Here is a 15,939-nt window from a genome sequence, read left to right on the forward strand (position 1 = left end):
AAGGGCGTTATGGTAATGGATGGCGGCGCGTTCGTCACCTGTAAAACATCCTCCTTTATGTTAAAACAGCCCCATCTGGCCGGTGACCAGCGTGGTGAAATCGTCATGCAAAAAGGGCAGGATCGCATCGGCGACCGGCTGCAGCTGCCGTTCGACATAATGCTGATAATCCAGCGGCGAATGGCGGATTTCCAGCGGCTCCGGCCCGGCGCTGGTCATCACGTAGCTAATCCAGCCGCCGTTCTGGTACTGCAGCGGGCGGCCGAGCTGGCGATTATAGTCCTCCGCGATGCGGGCGGCGCGCGCATGGGGCGGAACATTTTTCTGATAATCGTCCAGCCGGCGGCGCAGACGTTTCCGGTAAATCAGCAGATGATCGTATTTGCCGCTCAGCGTATCCTCGACCCAGGCGCGCAGCCATTCCTGGTAAGGCTGACGCTGAAAAATACGCAGATACAGCGCCTGTTGAAACTGCTGCGCCAGCGGCGTCCAGTCGGTGCGCACCGTCTCCAGCCCCTTGAACACCATTTGGTCGCCCTGCGGCGCGCTGATGAGCCCGGCATAGCGTTTTTTGCTGCCCTGCTCGGCGCCGCGGATGGTGGGCATCAGAAAGCGGCGAAAATGCGTTTCGAACTCCAGCTCAAGGGCGCTCTCCAGTCCCAGCGTCTGCCGCAGGTGCCGGCGCCACCACTGATTGATATCCTGCACCAGCGCGTTGCCGATGCGGCCGGCCTCTTCATCGGAATGCGCCCGCCCAAGCCAGACGAAGGTGGAATCGGTATCGCCATAGATAACGCGGTAACCCTGGGCTTCAATGCGCTCGCGCGTCTGCCGCATGATGTCATGCCCGCGCAGGGTAATGGAGGAGGCCAGCCGCGGATCAAAGAAGCGACAGCCGTCCGACCCCAGCACGCCGTAAAAGGCGTTCATAATGATTTTCAGCGCCTGCGACAGCGGCTTGTTGCCGGCGCGTTTAGCCGCTTCGCGCCCCTGCCAGATGTGTTCCACAATGGCCGGCAGACAGTGCTGCCGGCGCGAGAACCAGGCGCCGCGGTAGCCTGGCACAGCATGCTGCTCGTCGGGCTGCTGCAGGCCGGCGGCCAGACCGACCGGATCGATCAAAAAGGTGCGAATGATGGACGGATACAAACTCTTGTAATCCAGCACCAGCACGGAGTCATACAGGCCGGGCCGCGAGTCCATAACAAAACCTCCCGGGCTGGCCTCGGGGGCGATCTCGCCCAGGTTCGGCGCCACGTAGCCCGCGCGATGCATGCGCGGCAGGTAGAGGTGGGTAAAGGCGGCGACCGAACCGCCGCTGCGATCGGCCGCCAGACCGGTAACGCTGGCCCGTTCGAGCAGGAAAGAGAGCAGTTCCGTGTGTTCGAAGATCCGCGTTACCAGCGTGCAGTCCTGCAGGTTATAGCGCGCCAGCGCGGGTTTATCTTCGGCAAACAGCCGTTCGATCTCGTCCATGCGCTGCCAGGGATTGTCGATGTCTTTCCCCTCGCCCAGCAGGGTGCGGGCGACGGCCTCCAGACTGAATGAAGGGAAATTCCATGTGGCGGATTTCAGCGCTTCAATGCCATCGATAATCAGCCGGCCGGCGGCGCCGGCGAAAAAATGGCCGGGCTTAAAACCGTGTTCGCGCCACTCCAGCTCGCCGCCGCCGCGACCGAAGCGCAGAGGAATGCGATAGCGTTCGGCGTGCTTTTGCAGCACGCGCAAATCAAACTGCACCAGATTCCAGCCGATGATTGCGTCCGGATCGTGCTGCTCCAGCCACTGGTTCAGTTTTTCCAGCAGCTGCGGCCGGCTGCCGACATATTCCAGATTAACGCCCGGCTCTGCTGACGGCCTCGGGCCGGGCGGGCCGAGCATATACACCTGGCGTTGACCGCAGCCTTCCAGACCAATGCAGTAGAGTTCGCCGTGACGACTGGTTTCGATATCCAGCGACACCAGCCGCAGACTGGGGCGGTAGTCCTCGCAGGGCTTCATGCGGATGGCCGCCTCGCCGTTGGCATCGCGCTGGCTCAGCCATAGCGGCGCGGTAATGAAGCGTTCCATCAGATAGCGTTCGGGCGGGCGAATATCGGCTTCATAAACGGTGACGCCGCCTGCGCTGAGGATCTTTTCCAGCCGCAGCAGGTGGCGATATTGCGTACAGTACAGACCGACGACCGGCCGCAAGTGAAAATCGCGCAGGCCGAGCGGGCGCAGCCGCCAGTGCTTTTCCTGGCGCAGCAGCGCGCTGGCCTGCGCCTGCTGCGCGACGGGAATAAAGGCCACGGCCGGCTGGGCCGGCAGCGTAACGGACAGCGGTCCGTTATCGGTTGCCAGCCAGAAGGTAATCTGCGTGCCGGCCGGCGTATCGTGCCAGTGGCGCGTGAGCACAAAGCCCTGACGTGGTTGAGTCACAAAATGGCCTTTGCCTGCGGGAGCGTCGGAGGCGTGTTTCAGCCGTCCGGTTAATGATATGGTTATTTATACAGTATCCTGCGGCGGGCTGGCAATCACTACCCGATTTCGTCCCTGCTGTTTGGCTTGATAAAGCGCATTATCCGCCTGTTTAAATACGATATCGGGCTGCGTGCAGCCGGCCTGTTCCATCGCGACGCCGACGGATATCGTAACGGGTTGCGCCATCGGCATCACGGTCTGTTCCACACAGCTGCGCAGACGTTCTGAAAACAGCGCGGCGGCCTGCAGACTGGTTTCCGGCAGCAGAATTAAAAACTCTTCGCCGCCGGTGCGAAACAGCGCGTCGCTGTCGCGCGAGCAAAGTCGCAATTGGCGGGCGATGGTGATAATGACCTGATCGCCGACGTCATGCCCCCAGGTATCGTTGATGCGCTTAAATTTATCGATATCCAATGAGATGGCGGCAAAACTTTTTTTCATTTCGCGCCAGTATTTTAGCTGCGTATCCAGCGCCCGCCGGTTATACAGCCCGGTCATCGGGTCGGTCTGCGCTTCCGATTTCAGCTTGCCTATTTTTTTATGCAGCAGATTGATCCCGACCAGCATGGCTTTTTTCAACTGAGCCGCTTCAAAATACCAGGATGAAATATGCTTGATATTATCTTCCACGCCGCTGGCGTCCATCTGGTTGGCGCTGTGCGCCAGCAGCCAGAGCGGACGTGAGATAAAGCGCGCCAGTATCCAGACGCCGAGCAACGTCACCAGCGCGATCGGAAAAGTATGGCGCAGTACATTCTTCATCAGCCCGTCCAGCGGGCGCAGCGTCATGTGCGTCGGGCGCAGGGTAACGATTTGCCAGCTGGAGGTCGGCACCGTGGCGTAGCCTGCCAGCATTTCGACGCCGCTGCTGCTCATGAGCTGCTGGCTGCCGTTGGCGCTTTTATCCAGAATTTGATCGTTATCCATTTTCCGGCCGATGCGCTCAACGTCTTTGTGATAAATAATATTTTTGTATTTATCAATTACATAAATATAGGAGCCGTCGCGATAATAGTGGTCGCCCAGCAGATCGTTCAGGATATTCTTTTGCTTCAGATAAATGGTGCCGCTGATATAGCCCAGGTAGCGGTTCTGCGGCGAGAATATCGGGTATGAAATCAGAATTAGCAAATTATTCGCTGCGGAGACATAGGGTTGCCCTATCAGCGGGCGCCGCATTTTCAGCGCTTCATTGATTCCGGGCGACGCGGGAGTATGCCCTTTGAGCTGCAGCGTATCCGGCGAGATAGTGCGAATGGTCCCCTTACTGTCGGCGATCGCCACCGAATTGAAGACGTGCGTTTGTAATCTCAGACGGTCCACTTCCTGCTGCATTTTGCGTTCGTCGTTAAAATTTCCCGCGATCAGCTGAGCGCTATAGGCCATTTGCTCCTGCGCGTTTATGAAGAACATATCGGTCACGGCGGCCAGCTTAGTGGCGTATACCCGATTCGCTTCCAGCGTATTATCGATTAATAGCTGCTTCTGGACGCGATAACTGGCATAGAAACTGTTGGCCAGGGTGATCAGGGCGCTCATAACGGCCAAAATTAGAATCAGACGGCCCAGGCCGATACGGGGGAACTTGTGTGTAAACATAGGCCAGGTTGCGCAAACTCGGAAAAAAGTAAGCGGAGATAATAGGCGTTGCGGCGGTGTATGTAAAATAACCACGGCCATAAATTTATTCACACTCCAGCCGTTGACGCCGCCGGTTATGATCCAGACAATGCGTTGCGTGTCTGTGCAGAGAGAACAATTTATGGAAGTCTGGCTGGATCATCTGGTAACACAATCATTAGCTTATTCATTACTTGCCGTGATGCTGGTTGCGTTGCTGGAATCTATGGCGCTGGTCGGTTTATTGTTGCCGGGCACCGTTATGATGGCTTCGCTCGGCACGCTGGTCGGCAGCGGCCAGATGGGGCTATATCCCGCCTGGGGCGCCGGCATTGTCGGTTGCCTGCTGGGCGACTGGATTTCTTACTTTATCGGCCGGGTGTTCAGGCAACCGCTGCATAACTGGTCATTTTTGCGAAAACATCAGACGCTGATGAAACGCACCGAACACGCGCTGCATCAGCACCATATATCGACAGTTCTGATAGGCCGTTTCGTCGGACCGACCCGGCCGCTGATCCCGATGGTTGCCGGTATGCTGGAACTGCCGCCGTGGAAATTCGCGCTGCCTAATATTATCGGTTGCCTGCTATGGCCGCCGATCTATTTGTTGCCCGGTATTCTGACCGGCGTGGCGATCGATATCCCGGCCAATGCGCACAGCGGCGCCTTCAAGCTGCTGCTGTTGTGTTCGGTGCTGCTCATCTGGCTGGCGGGCTGGCTGATCTGGCGCTGGTGGCGGGCGGCGCGGCGCAGCGTCCGGCGGGGCGCAGGCCGCTGGTTGACGTTGCAGCGACTGCGCTGGCTGACGCCGCTGGCGACGCTGGGCGCCGGCGTTTGTTGCATTCTGTTATTGCAGCAGCCGTTAATGCCGGTTTACCGCCATCTGCTCTGGCAGGTGCTGCTGGGGTAAGCCCGCGCCGGACGGTCGCCGCCCGGACGAAAACGCGGCGGCAGGGTCGCCTGATTTAGCGGCGTAACCAGAGCCGCAATCTATCGTCAGCGTATCCGTCGCGGCCTGTTGGCGCTTTGCACGACAGAAATTTAGCCTGCAATAGACGGCATTCCGGGGTAAACTCCGCTGTTTAGGATTAGTCTCAGTGTCGGCATCTGGGCGCCTGGCGCTGCGCCGGGTATACTAATCCGCTGAAAGTTATACCCTTCATGGCTAAGAACGCCGGCGAGTCGGCTTCGCCTCCTTATATGGTCATGGCGTAAGCCCGTCGACCGGTATTCATCGGCTGACGGCGTTGCTGCAGTCTGAAAGCGATGAGGGGTATCTTGCTGTCGCGCCTGATGTTATTTAAAAGCATAGTCAGGTGCTGCGGTAGCTATTTTCGCATCAGAAATGTACGCCGCAGTAAGGGGAGACAGGCCCACCAGGCTTCAGGATGCGGTCGGGCGGTAAATGACAAGTCCTCTGGCGTTTAGTCACTCAGTGAGCGGCGCGATGATTCGCCCGCGCTGATTTGAACGCGACTTACCGCGGTCCCGCCGGACCGGGTAATTAAAAAACTCAACACCTCTGCAACTGGAAAGATGAAGGGTAATCGTCAATGGATCGCATTATTACTGCTCATACACCGTTAGGCTCTGACGCGCTACTGTTTAAATCACTCGCTGGCACTGAACAGCTCTCTGAACTCTATGAGTTTGACGTTGAACTGCTGAGCGCCGATAACGCCATCGATCTTAAAGGCTTGTTGGGCAAGCCGCTAACGGTCGAAATCCGCAGCAATCTGCTTTCCTCCCGCTATCTTAATGGCTATATCACCCGTATGACGCTGGCCGGGCGGGAAAGTCACGGCGATCGTTACTATATTTACCGCGCCACCCTGAGCCCGGCGCTGTGGTATCTCAAACAGAATCGCGATTTCAGGATCTGGCAGGAAAAGAGCGTGCCGGAAATTCTCACCTCGCTGCTCAACGACTATCAGATCACCTTTGAGAACCAGCTTAGCGCCGAATACCGCCAGTGGGGATACTGCGTTCAGTACAACGAAAGCGATTACGATTTCATCTCCCGCCTGATGCAGCATGAAGGCATCTACTTCTGGTTCCGCCACGAAATGGGCGAGCAGACGCTGATCCTCAGCGACTCGCCGGACAGCCACACCACGATGACCGGCTATGAAACCATCGCCTACGATATGCCGGAAGGCGACATGCTGGTGAAGGCGGAGGGCATCTATAGCTGGAGCGTCACCGACGCCATTACGCCCGGCCTGTACAGCCACGCGGACTATGATTTCCATAAACCGCGCGCCGCGCTGTTCGAGGCGCGTCAGAACCCGCAGTCCTTCGCTGCCAGAAAGGCAGAAGTCTATGACTGGCCTGGCCGCTTTACCGAACAGGAGCACGGGCAATTTTATGCGCGCGTGCGCCAGCAGGAAATGGAAGCGCGCCACGAACAAATGAGCGGCGAAGCCACGGCGGTGGGAATTGCGCCGGGCTACCAGTTTACTTTTATTAATCCGCCGCGCCAGGAAGACAGCGGCAACTACCTGACGGTGCGCGCGACCTACCTGCTGACGGAAAACCACTACGCCTCCGGCGGCAGCCAGCAGGGCGAACACCTGGTTAAATTCAGCGTGGTGCCGGCCAGCCTGAACTGGCGCCCGGCTCGCAGCACGCCCTGGCCGCGTACCTATGGACCGCAAACCGCCGAGGTGGTCGGCCCGCAGGGCGAGCCCATCTGGACGGACAAATACGGCAGGGTGAAGGTTAAATTCCGCTGGGACCGCTACGCCAGCGGCGACGACACCAGCTCCTGCTGGGTGCGCGTCTCCAGCGCCTGGGCCGGCTGGAAATATGGCGGCGTGCAGGTACCGCGCGTCGGCGAAGAAGTGGTGGTCGACTTCATCAACGGCGACCCCGATCGGCCGATTATCACCGGCCGCGTCTATAATGAAGACAGCATGCCGCCGTGGGACCTGCCTAACGACGCCACCAAAATGGGCTTTATGTCGCGCAGTAAAAACGGCACTAAAGACAACGCCAGCTACCTGTTCTTTGAAGACCGCCTCGGCAGCGAGTCATTCGACATGCACGCCGAAAAAGATATGAATGTTTCGGTGGAGAATGATAAGCGGGTGACGGTCGACGGCAACCGCTTTACCGAGATTAACAAGGAGCAGCAGGATACGGTGGTGGGGAACGCCACGTTCCACTATAAGGCTAAGCGCGATACTACGGTGGACGATGTTGAAAGCAACACCTTCAATAATAGCCAGACGACGAAGATCAAGAACGGCAGGAAGCTTGAGATCACAAGTGGAGGGGATAGTAATATAATTAAAGGGGATAGATCCATTAACGTTGATGGCGTATATAAGCATCATGTGACAGGAAAAGTTACTGAGATGTTTGATGACGGATTACAAACTACTATTTCAGCTGGTGGTAAAAAAGAAAAAATTGAAGGTGAAGTATCGATTGATATTAATGGCGATTGGAATCAAACTATAACTGGAGGTAGTGTAAAAATTTATAGCCCAAATCTTATAACTATTAAAAGTGATAGTAAGGTTTTTATTGATTCACCAAAGTTTGAAAGCAAAGATACATCAAAAAAATCTTTCGCGGAATCCTCTATTGAATATGTAAAAAGTAAGACAGCGTTGGAGGCTTTTACACTAGCCTTTAAAGGGGTTGCTTTTGCTTATGCACAAACAAATATCTCGATTACACCGATTTCTCTATCGCATAAAAGTTTTGAAAATAAATATTCAGCAATGGACATAAGAGTTATAGGCACTTTTGTTGGTAGTGGCGCTTTGCATTATTCATCAAAAATTTTAACTTTAATGATATAGGTTTAAAATGAATACGTGGAAAGATTTTTTTATTGCTATTTTATTGATTCTTCCGATATTTGCTGCCTGTCGGACGGTTTTAAATCTATTAATTATTCCAGTCAAAGAGGGATTTACACAGGCACGTGTTTTGAAAAACGGAGTTGGTGCTAACGCGGATATAGTCTCAGTTCAGCAAACTAATGAATGGGGAGGAAATAAACCAGTCTGTAATATTACGGTCAGATTTATGACATTGGATGGAAAAGAGTATGAGGCTAGCGTTAAAAAAGCTCTTGATATCAATGAAGTAGAAAGATTTAAAGCAGGAAATGGAACTACTATTAAATATGATCCAGAAAACCCAAATAAGATAGCCATTTATGATAAGCCCCTTTTCCTTTAGCTGGATTTGTAAGGCATTATGACTGGTTTCGCTGTTTTTATGGTTTTTATTTTAATGATTACTTGTGCATATGATATAGATAATTCAGATATAATTAATATTACATTCCCCTTAGCCAGAAGGAGTAGTTAATCCTGAAAGGTACAGTTACGCTGAATTTTTCCATAAGCGTACTCTGGCAGAGAGAAAAATGAAGACGTTATTGTGTATTGAGGTAAGCTAAATTTAACCGGTATGTTATGGTGGCGAAAAATTAAATCCGGTTATTAAGTGGATATTAGCAGAACAGGAATGACAATATATACAGAACTGTTCATGTGACGGTTGATTTCATCGGTAGTGACCAGGGAGAGATAAACGTCGTTACTATTAAATTAATATACTAATGTGAGATCTGTCCATTAACTCTGCTAAAATATATTTTATGTCACGCAGTGTAGAGTAGAGACTGCTCGGGGGGATAGTGGTAGCGTAAGGACAGCCTTGTTTTCTTTACATATACTATTCTCATAAAAGGTTAAAATATGTCTATATCAGGAATTATTAATGCCATCGTTGTAATGTCAGGAATAGCCCTGTGCTATTACGTAGCCAATCGTATTATAAAAAACTCTCAACTCAGAGAAGTTGAAATCACTCAGAATGGGCTTTATGCTAAAGCGACTATTCTGTCGATGAAACAAAATGGGATTTTTATCAATAATAATCCGGTGTTGGAATTGAAGCTAAAAATCGATACTGATGAAAATAATCATTCGTGGCTTGTCGAGAAGCATCAGGAAACCGCACTCCTTATTGCTCTCAGTGCATACGACGTGGGCGGTATATATGAGGCTCGTATAGGAAAAAATGAGAATGATATTCTGCTGGTGAAGGATGAGAGCGGCAAGCCGGTGCGTATTGAGTAATTATCAATGTCTTTAATTAAAATTATGTGCTCTGAAATAATATTTTTCGGTTATTTTCTTTGAACGGTTTATCTGTCAAAGGATCAACGCTCCGATGCGACCAGCATCGGCTTATATCGCGCGCAAAAAACGGTACCAAAGACAACGTCAGCTACCTGTTATTTGAAGATCGTCTCGGCAGTGAGTCATTCGACATGCATGCTGAAAACGATATGTATGTTTCGGTGGAGAATGATAAACGGATGACGGTCGATGGCGCCGCTTTATTGAGATTAACAAGGAGTCACAGGATACGATGATGGGGAGCTCGGCGTTCCACTATAAGGCTAAGCGCTATACTTCGGTGGACTATGTTGAAAGCCATACCTTCAATAATAGCCAGACGAAGAAGATCAAGAACGGCAGAAAGCTCGAGATCACTAATATAGTTAAGAGGGTAGATCCGTTAACGTTGATGGCGTGTATAAAAATTATGTGACAGGAAAAGTTACGGAGATATCTGAACACAGATTACAAATTATTATTTCTACTGGCGGCAAAGGAGGAAAATTGAAGATAAAGTATTGGTTGATATTAATATCTACTGGAATCAAACTATAACTGGAGGTAGTGTGAAAATTTATAGCTTAAATCTAAAAAATCATTATTAAAAGCACTGAAAAAGTTAGTTTTTATTGTTAAATAAATATTTTAGTATGAAAGCTCATCTGTAAATGTGAAAATCAATGCTATATCATTAAATCTCACTTCGTTCTCACTTAATCTTATTGTAGACGTTAGTATTAATGGCTTGAAAATCAGAAAAATAAAAATGTCGAAATAGAAAGTAAGAAGGTTAACTTCGATTCATAGTCGAAGGAACCGACACCAAATTAATCGCCTAAACTCATTTTTCCAAGCTTTAATAACCTTTTGAGGGTTGAGATGAATTTTCTTTCAGAAATTATGCCTAAATTGGCGATAATAGTACCATTGTGCATATCGGTTTTTGTTATTTATATTATAGTACAGACGAGACAAACTGCATCAGAGGATAAAGGACTTATAGCAGATGGTGAGGAGATAAATGCAGAAATTGTATCGATACAATATAATAAAAATCAAAATGCCCCCGGAGTATTATTTGCTACTATTACAGTTAGATTCTTCTATAGAGAAAATTCAGTCTCTGCCTCCAGGGGAGTAAGTTTTCCTGTTTATAAAAGTGAAGAAGTTAATGAAGGGAAGTTAATAAGAATAAAGTTTAATAAAAAAAATAATCAAAAAATAATTTTCCTGGATTATAATAATTTTTAGCTTTCAGGTTAGTATATGATGAAATAGTAATAGTGTATATTTATAGGTGTTTAAAAATAAAAAGATGAATTAAAAATAATATTTTTATTTAAAAAAATATCCCGCAAATTATTTTTGTGCCTATGTAACGCCTTGATAAATTTTACATGTGTATTCCCCCTTCCTGCTATTGGTATGGCGAATGGAATAAGTTAGTGGTTAAAAATATTTATTCACTTATCGATATATGCATTACAGAGTGAGAAAAATTAATATAGATGCTCCAAATGTTAAGAGAAAAGCAAAGGCTCATAATTAAAGTTATACCGATAATTCATTCGGCCGGACAGGAGCATCATAGAGTGTAACAGGAGGTTCTACAGGTTCTACTGCTTTAAGCGTATTTTTCAGCGGATTGTCAGTATCAGTCGGAGCTTTAAGTATAAAGAATAAAATATTTTAACTAAAAAATAGTACAGGTAAGATCAGGTTTATTAACAGTGCTGATGTCTCTGTAGGTTATATTGGCATGTTTTTTAGAGCAATTACACCATTTTTCTACGTGAGCTATTATGAAACTAGCTGATATTGCTATGTATACCGGGTTGTATATTCGTGGTGGATTAGTGGTGTTTGTATGCATAGTAATAAGGAATACTGTCATAGATACAAAAAATGAAAAGATCTATATAGCTTCATATATTGATTTTTCCTCCGGAACCTGCCAGCGCCAACACTGTAAATTTTTCAGGAGAGAAAAACGGTTCTATTATGAAAAACTATTTAATAGTATTATTGAATAAATTTTTATTAATGATATTTGGTTAGGATGTTTTTACTAATCACATTGTTATATTAGGGGGCGTAACTATTTTTTGAACAATTTAGCGCATGTTTTAACCATAAGAAGTCTTTTTATTTGGTTCGCTACGATTTCCCTGATGATGCCTGGGTACTGATTTATTCTATGTTGCCGCCTGAAAGCGAGACCTCCAGAGGTGGCCGTCCTTATTCTGAGCTCAGACAAGTAATGAATGGCCATATTTTAGGACTGTATTCAGGCGCTCCTGGCGGTATCTTACCGAACGTTACGGTTACTGGAAAATACGAAGAAAAGGAATACCTAAATCTCACCTGAAAGCCGTGCTGGTTGATAAGGGATATTCTAATCGGTCTCTACGTTATCAACCAAAAATAAAAGGGATAAAAGCGGCCATTCCGTTCAAATAGAATGAAAAGTCCAGTCTGGACGGACGCCGAAGACTGGATATGCGCCTGTACAAAAAATGTAATGTCGTGGAGCATTGCTTTGCAATGCTAAAAGAAAACTGTTGTGTCGAAATGCATTCAGAAAAAACGGCCAGAAACTACCTGAATATGCTTAAACTGGACTCGAACTGGTCGTTTTTAAGGTACACGCACTGGCTTTGCTCAGGATAAGATGGATTTTGTATCGAAGTATGTTAACTGTTGGGCTGCTACTGCAGCATTCAAAAGAGTAAGCTATTCTGCAACAACGGTAGATGTTTCGTATAAATTGCTGGCTTTTGGTCGAACGACGGTGAATGCGCAGCGTGTTGAAATGGCTCGCGTCGAAAGTGGCAATTTGCGTACAGCTTTATTTGCTTTGTATCTTTTAATGTGATTAGTATTTAAGGAAACCTATGACTACGGCTGGTATTGTTAATATTGCTTTAACAGTTTTTATTTTTATCGTTGGTTTTTTGTAGCGAATAGAATAGTAAAACGCTCTGCAGAGAGAGAGAGCGTTGACAGCCAATGGTGCTGTAGTAAGAGCAACTATTCTTTCGATGCACCAAAGCGGACTTTTTTTAAATAATAATCCTGTTCTGGAATTAAAATTAAAAATAGAGACTGAACCGGCTAATAAATCATGGCTGGTTGAAAAGCATCAGGAAACCGCCTTTTTGATTGCGCTGAGTTCGTATGAAGTTGGCGGTGTATACGATGCCCGTATGGGAAAAAATGAGAATGATATTCTGCTGGTGAAGGATGAGAGCGGCAATCCGGTGCGTATTGAATAATTATCAATGTTTTTGATGGGAATTATGCACTCTGAAATAATATTTTACGGTGGACGTATTTGCCGATTTATCTGTTAAAGGATCGACGCACTTATGCGACCAATATGGGCATTATGTTGTGCAGCCAATACTGCACCAAAGACAACGCCAGCTACTTGTTCTTTGAGGGTCACCTCGGCAGCGAGTCATTTGATATGCACTCCGAAAAAGATATGAATGTTTCGGTGGAGAATGATAAACGGGTGACGATCGACGGAAACTGCTTTACCGTGATTAACAAGGGGCAGCAGGATACGATGGTGGGGAACGCCACGTTCCACTATAAGGCTAAGCGCGATACTACGGTGGACGATGTTGAAAGCAACACCTTTAATAATAGCCAGACGACGAAGCTCAAGAATGGCAGGAAGCTTGAGATCATCAATGACGGTGATGAGAGCAAGATTACCGGGGATCAAACCCTTAAACTGCAAGGTTCTCAAATTGAGCATATTGCTGAAAAGAAAAAAATCACTATAGGCGAAGGTTTTTCTCTGGAGATTATGGCTGGCGGGAAAAAACAAAAATCAAAGGTGATGCTACTTTTAATATTGATAGTTCAATGAGTGAAAATGTCAGCGAGGGGATTTCATTTTTTCGCCTAAAGAAATTATAATAAAAAGTAAAACGAAAGTTTTTATTGACTCTCCAGTGTTTTAACATAATGATAAGTCTAAAACTATAACTTCTAACGTTGTTTCTGAATTTATTAAAGACAATTTAACAGTAAAGTTAGCAACAGCAACATTTAAAGGAATTGACCTATCATTCACTAATTATAATGGTAGTGTAAAGGGTATTATTTTTAATAAAACTATTTTTGATGTGTCAAACACTGATGGGAAAACTGAGTTTGTTACTTCGGTGAAAATTGCAGTAAGTGGTTTAAAACTTAACTTGTCTAAACTTAATGTTTTTTTAAGGATAAAGACAATGAAAGAAATAATAGTAATATTTGTTATAATCGGTTTTTGTTTTTATATGGGGCGTGATTTTTACATAAATAATCAGATAAATAAGAATGGAGTTATTGCTACAGCAAAAATAATAAAGGCCAAACACTTAAGCGGGAATGATGGAGGAAGTATTAATGGTCGTTTTCAGGTTTACTTTATCAATGAGCATGGTAATGAGGAAGAGTTGACGTTTGATACGACGATTCCACAACTATATGCGCCCCGGGTGCAAGCAGACATGGCTATTGATATAAAATATCTTCCGAATGACCATAGCAAGGCATTATTTATATTTAAAGATAATTAATGATTTTTATTGTGAGCCTTAAACCACCATCCTTGAGATGTGGTTATTTCCCCTGCAGGACTATAGTTCGGAGAATCAGGTGAAAATATATCCAGATTTATTATTTTGTGATTTAAATAAGCAGGGATACGCTTTTTCGAACGGTGACGCGTGACCTGATGTGGATGACAGGTTATTTTTTAGTCCTCCTTCTGCGTATCAAAGCCACCTGCTATGCCGGAGAGCAGTTAAATAGCCTTCAACCTTATAAAAAACAGCAGGATACGTTGTAGGGATACGATATGTATCTCGTGATAGAACGGTTGTTGATGTTGAAAGCAATACGTTCAACAACATCCAGACGACGGAGGTCAAGAACGACGGGAAGCTTGAGATTATTAATAACGGTAATGAGAGAAAAATTACTGGGGATCAAACCCTGCTCCTTGACGGCAACAGAAAGGAGACAATAACCGGTAAGAATGATGTCTATATTAGTGTGTGTCCCTTAACCTCCCTGCATACCAAAAAGTGATGCAGTAATCATTTCCGGAATGTGTTTGCGGGTTGAATATTGAGCATTTTTAGGACTGTTTTTATCGCTTAAAGGCGTTTTTGCACAGTTATAACAATGCTGTACTGTACAAAAAACAGTTACGGGACACACCCTAGTTATAGCCAGGGCGGGACTGTACTGTTCAAAATAAATCAATAATGAATTAAAAATTATATTAAATGCATTTAATTTATTCCCGTCAGTAATTTGCCTCATAATATGTTCGTAAAACGCTCTGTTTGGTTTTGTTCTGACCAGATGTTAAGGGGGTTAACAAAGTACAATTCCGCCTTGTGTGATACCAGTGGAGTAACCATTAGGTCTGGCGAAACCTTGACGATTAATGGCGGTAGTCGTAAGGAAAACATCACCGGAGACGTAACCACCGAGATTAATAGTAACTGGCATCAAAATATTGTTACCAGTGAAGCTAAGATATATTCGCCAAATAAGATTACGATTAAAAGCGATACGACTGTTTTTATTGATTCACCCGAATTTGTGCATAATGATGTGAAAAAGACGAACCTTGCGCAGGATGTTTTAGATTTTGCATCGAAGTTTGTTAGTTTTTCTACGGTTAGTGTTGCTGTCAAAGGCGGTAATTATGCAGTAACTGCGATAGATGTTGCGCATAAAGGGGAGACATTCGGCCGTTCAATCGTGAATGCACAACGTGTTGAAGCTGCTCGTGTCGAAAGTGGCAGTGTCCGCACAGCCTTGTTTGCATTGTATATGGTTATATAATTAATATTAAGGTGATCTATGACAACGTCAGGCGTAGTAAATGTTATTGCAACATTAGTTATTGTTGTGGTTGTTTTTTATCTGGCAAACAGAATAGTTAAAAGTTCTGCCAGCAGAGAAAAAGAATTAACAGCCAATGGTGCTGTAGTAAGAGCAACTATTCTTTCGATGCACCAAAGCGGACTTTTTTTAAATAATAATCCTGTTCTGGAATTAAAATTAAAAATAGAGACTGAGCCGGCTAATAAATCATGGCTGGTTGAAAAGCATCAGGAAACTGCCTTTTTGATTGCGCTGAGTTCGTATGAAGTTGGCGGTATATACGATGCCCGTATGGGAAAAAATGAGAATGATATTCTGCTGGTGAAGGATGATAGCGGCAAGCCGGTGCGTATTGAATAATTATCAATGTTTTTGATGGGAATTATGCGCTCTGAAATGATATTTTACAGTGATCGTATCTGACGATTTATCTGTTAAATTATCGACTCACTTCTGCGACCAGAATGGGCATTATATTGTGCAGTAAAAACGTCACTAAAGACAACGCCAGCTACCTGTTCTTTGAAGACCGCTTCGGCAGCGAGTCATTTGGCATGCATGCCGAGAAAGATATGAATATTTCGGTTGAGAATTATAAGCGGGTGACGAGCGACACACTATTTACCGGGATTACGATGGAGGGGCGCTATACGTACATGGATTATGTTGAAAACCGCATCTTAAACGCTAAATAGCTTCGCATAATAGCTCTACACTTGCAGGACATGCATTCCACCAGTATTGGGCTCGCATGATGAAAAGTGGAGCATCAATATGCGAAGTTATTTATCTATACGGTGAA

The 15,939-nt window shown here is 46.5% G+C and carries 15 protein-coding genes; 13 read left to right on the top strand and 2 right to left on the bottom strand.

Annotation, left to right across the window (positions count from 1 at the left end; genetic code table 11):
- Window positions 1-60 precede the first annotated feature (60 nt).
- The gene (locus FJU30_RS03550) at window positions 61-2,421 is read right to left on the bottom strand and encodes a DNA polymerase II (RefSeq protein ID WP_150433615.1); all 2,361 of its coding nucleotides are present in this window, start codon (window positions 2,419-2,421) and stop codon (window positions 61-63) included.
- A 66-nt stretch (window positions 2,422-2,487) separates the two neighbouring features.
- Window positions 2,488-4,062 (bottom strand): sensor domain-containing diguanylate cyclase, encoded by a 1,575-nt coding sequence (locus FJU30_RS03555; RefSeq protein WP_150433614.1) that lies wholly within the window; start codon window positions 4,060-4,062, stop codon window positions 2,488-2,490.
- Between the two features lie 163 nt (window positions 4,063-4,225).
- Here FJU30_RS03555 and FJU30_RS03560 point away from each other — a divergent pair, with 163 nt between their 5' ends.
- The 13 genes from FJU30_RS03560 (at window position 4,226) to FJU30_RS03620 (ending at window position 15,832) form a co-directional block, all read left to right on the top strand.
- On the top strand, window positions 4,226-4,996 hold the full coding sequence (locus tag FJU30_RS03560) for a DedA family protein (RefSeq protein ID WP_150433845.1): 771 nt from the start codon (window positions 4,226-4,228) through the stop codon (window positions 4,994-4,996).
- A 643-nt stretch (window positions 4,997-5,639) separates the two neighbouring features.
- On the top strand, window positions 5,640-7,898 hold the full coding sequence (locus tag FJU30_RS03565; protein WP_150433613.1) for a type VI secretion system Vgr family protein: 2,259 nt from the start codon (window positions 5,640-5,642) through the stop codon (window positions 7,896-7,898).
- A 7-nt stretch (window positions 7,899-7,905) separates the two neighbouring features.
- Window positions 7,906-8,283, top strand: coding sequence for a DUF3592 domain-containing protein (locus tag FJU30_RS03570; RefSeq protein ID WP_150433612.1), 378 nt, complete (start codon window positions 7,906-7,908; stop codon window positions 8,281-8,283).
- A gap of 524 nt (window positions 8,284-8,807) precedes the next feature.
- A complete protein-coding gene (locus FJU30_RS03575) occupies window positions 8,808-9,191 on the top strand; it encodes a hypothetical protein (protein ID WP_150433611.1) in 384 nt (127 codons plus the stop codon).
- Window positions 9,192-9,250: 59 nt separating this feature from the next.
- The gene (locus FJU30_RS27570) at window positions 9,251-9,490 is read left to right on the top strand and encodes a bacteriophage T4 gp5 trimerisation domain-containing protein (RefSeq protein WP_395858500.1); all 240 of its coding nucleotides are present in this window, start codon (window positions 9,251-9,253) and stop codon (window positions 9,488-9,490) included.
- 625 nt (window positions 9,491-10,115) lie between these two features.
- A complete protein-coding gene (locus tag FJU30_RS03580) occupies window positions 10,116-10,487 on the top strand; it encodes a hypothetical protein (RefSeq protein ID WP_150433610.1) in 372 nt (123 codons plus the stop codon).
- A 1,420-nt stretch (window positions 10,488-11,907) separates the two neighbouring features.
- Window positions 11,908-12,111 carry a hypothetical protein gene (locus FJU30_RS03590; protein WP_150433609.1) on the top strand — a complete coding sequence of 68 codons (204 nt, stop codon included), beginning with the start codon at window positions 11,908-11,910 and terminating at the stop codon, window positions 12,109-12,111.
- A gap of 124 nt (window positions 12,112-12,235) precedes the next feature.
- Entirely contained in the window at window positions 12,236-12,511 is a 276-nt protein-coding gene (locus tag FJU30_RS03595; protein WP_223881491.1) for a hypothetical protein, read from the top strand.
- A 59-nt stretch (window positions 12,512-12,570) separates the two neighbouring features.
- Complete coding sequence (locus FJU30_RS03600; protein WP_150433608.1) at window positions 12,571-13,116, top strand: bacteriophage T4 gp5 trimerisation domain-containing protein; 546 nt, start codon at window positions 12,571-12,573, stop codon at window positions 13,114-13,116.
- A 367-nt stretch (window positions 13,117-13,483) separates the two neighbouring features.
- On the top strand, window positions 13,484-13,813 hold the full coding sequence (locus FJU30_RS03605; RefSeq protein ID WP_150433607.1) for a hypothetical protein: 330 nt from the start codon (window positions 13,484-13,486) through the stop codon (window positions 13,811-13,813).
- 868 nt (window positions 13,814-14,681) lie between these two features.
- Window positions 14,682-15,095 (top strand): hypothetical protein, encoded by a 414-nt coding sequence (locus FJU30_RS03610; RefSeq protein ID WP_150433606.1) that lies wholly within the window; start codon window positions 14,682-14,684, stop codon window positions 15,093-15,095.
- 18 nt (window positions 15,096-15,113) lie between these two features.
- Window positions 15,114-15,497 (top strand): hypothetical protein, encoded by a 384-nt coding sequence (locus tag FJU30_RS03615; RefSeq protein ID WP_150433605.1) that lies wholly within the window; start codon window positions 15,114-15,116, stop codon window positions 15,495-15,497.
- Window positions 15,498-15,613: 116 nt separating this feature from the next.
- A complete protein-coding gene (locus tag FJU30_RS03620; RefSeq protein ID WP_150433604.1) occupies window positions 15,614-15,832 on the top strand; it encodes a bacteriophage T4 gp5 trimerisation domain-containing protein in 219 nt (72 codons plus the stop codon).
- The last annotated feature ends 107 nt before the right edge of the window (window positions 15,833-15,939 follow it).

It is taken from the genome of Affinibrenneria salicis, from assembly GCF_008710095.1.

Excerpts from the sequence above, each read along its gene's own strand:
- FJU30_RS03605 (WP_150433607.1), top strand. The coding sequence starts at position 13,484 with ATGAAAGAAATAATAGTAATATTTGTTATAATCGGTTTTTGTTTTTAT.
- FJU30_RS03615 (WP_150433605.1), top strand. The coding sequence starts at position 15,114 with ATGACAACGTCAGGCGTAGTAAATGTTATTGCAACATTAGTTATTGTT.
- FJU30_RS03565 (WP_150433613.1), top strand. The coding sequence starts at position 5,640 with ATGGATCGCATTATTACTGCTCATACACCGTTAGGCTCTGACGCGCTA.
- FJU30_RS03575 (WP_150433611.1), top strand. The coding sequence starts at position 8,808 with ATGTCTATATCAGGAATTATTAATGCCATCGTTGTAATGTCAGGAATA.
- FJU30_RS03570 (WP_150433612.1), top strand. The coding sequence starts at position 7,906 with ATGAATACGTGGAAAGATTTTTTTATTGCTATTTTATTGATTCTTCCG.
- FJU30_RS03580 (WP_150433610.1), top strand. The coding sequence starts at position 10,116 with ATGAATTTTCTTTCAGAAATTATGCCTAAATTGGCGATAATAGTACCA.
- FJU30_RS03590 (WP_150433609.1), top strand. The coding sequence starts at position 11,908 with ATGGATTTTGTATCGAAGTATGTTAACTGTTGGGCTGCTACTGCAGCA.
- FJU30_RS03555 (WP_150433614.1), bottom strand. The coding sequence starts at position 4,062 with ATGTTTACACACAAGTTCCCCCGTATCGGCCTGGGCCGTCTGATTCTA.
- FJU30_RS03560 (WP_150433845.1), top strand. The coding sequence starts at position 4,226 with ATGGAAGTCTGGCTGGATCATCTGGTAACACAATCATTAGCTTATTCA.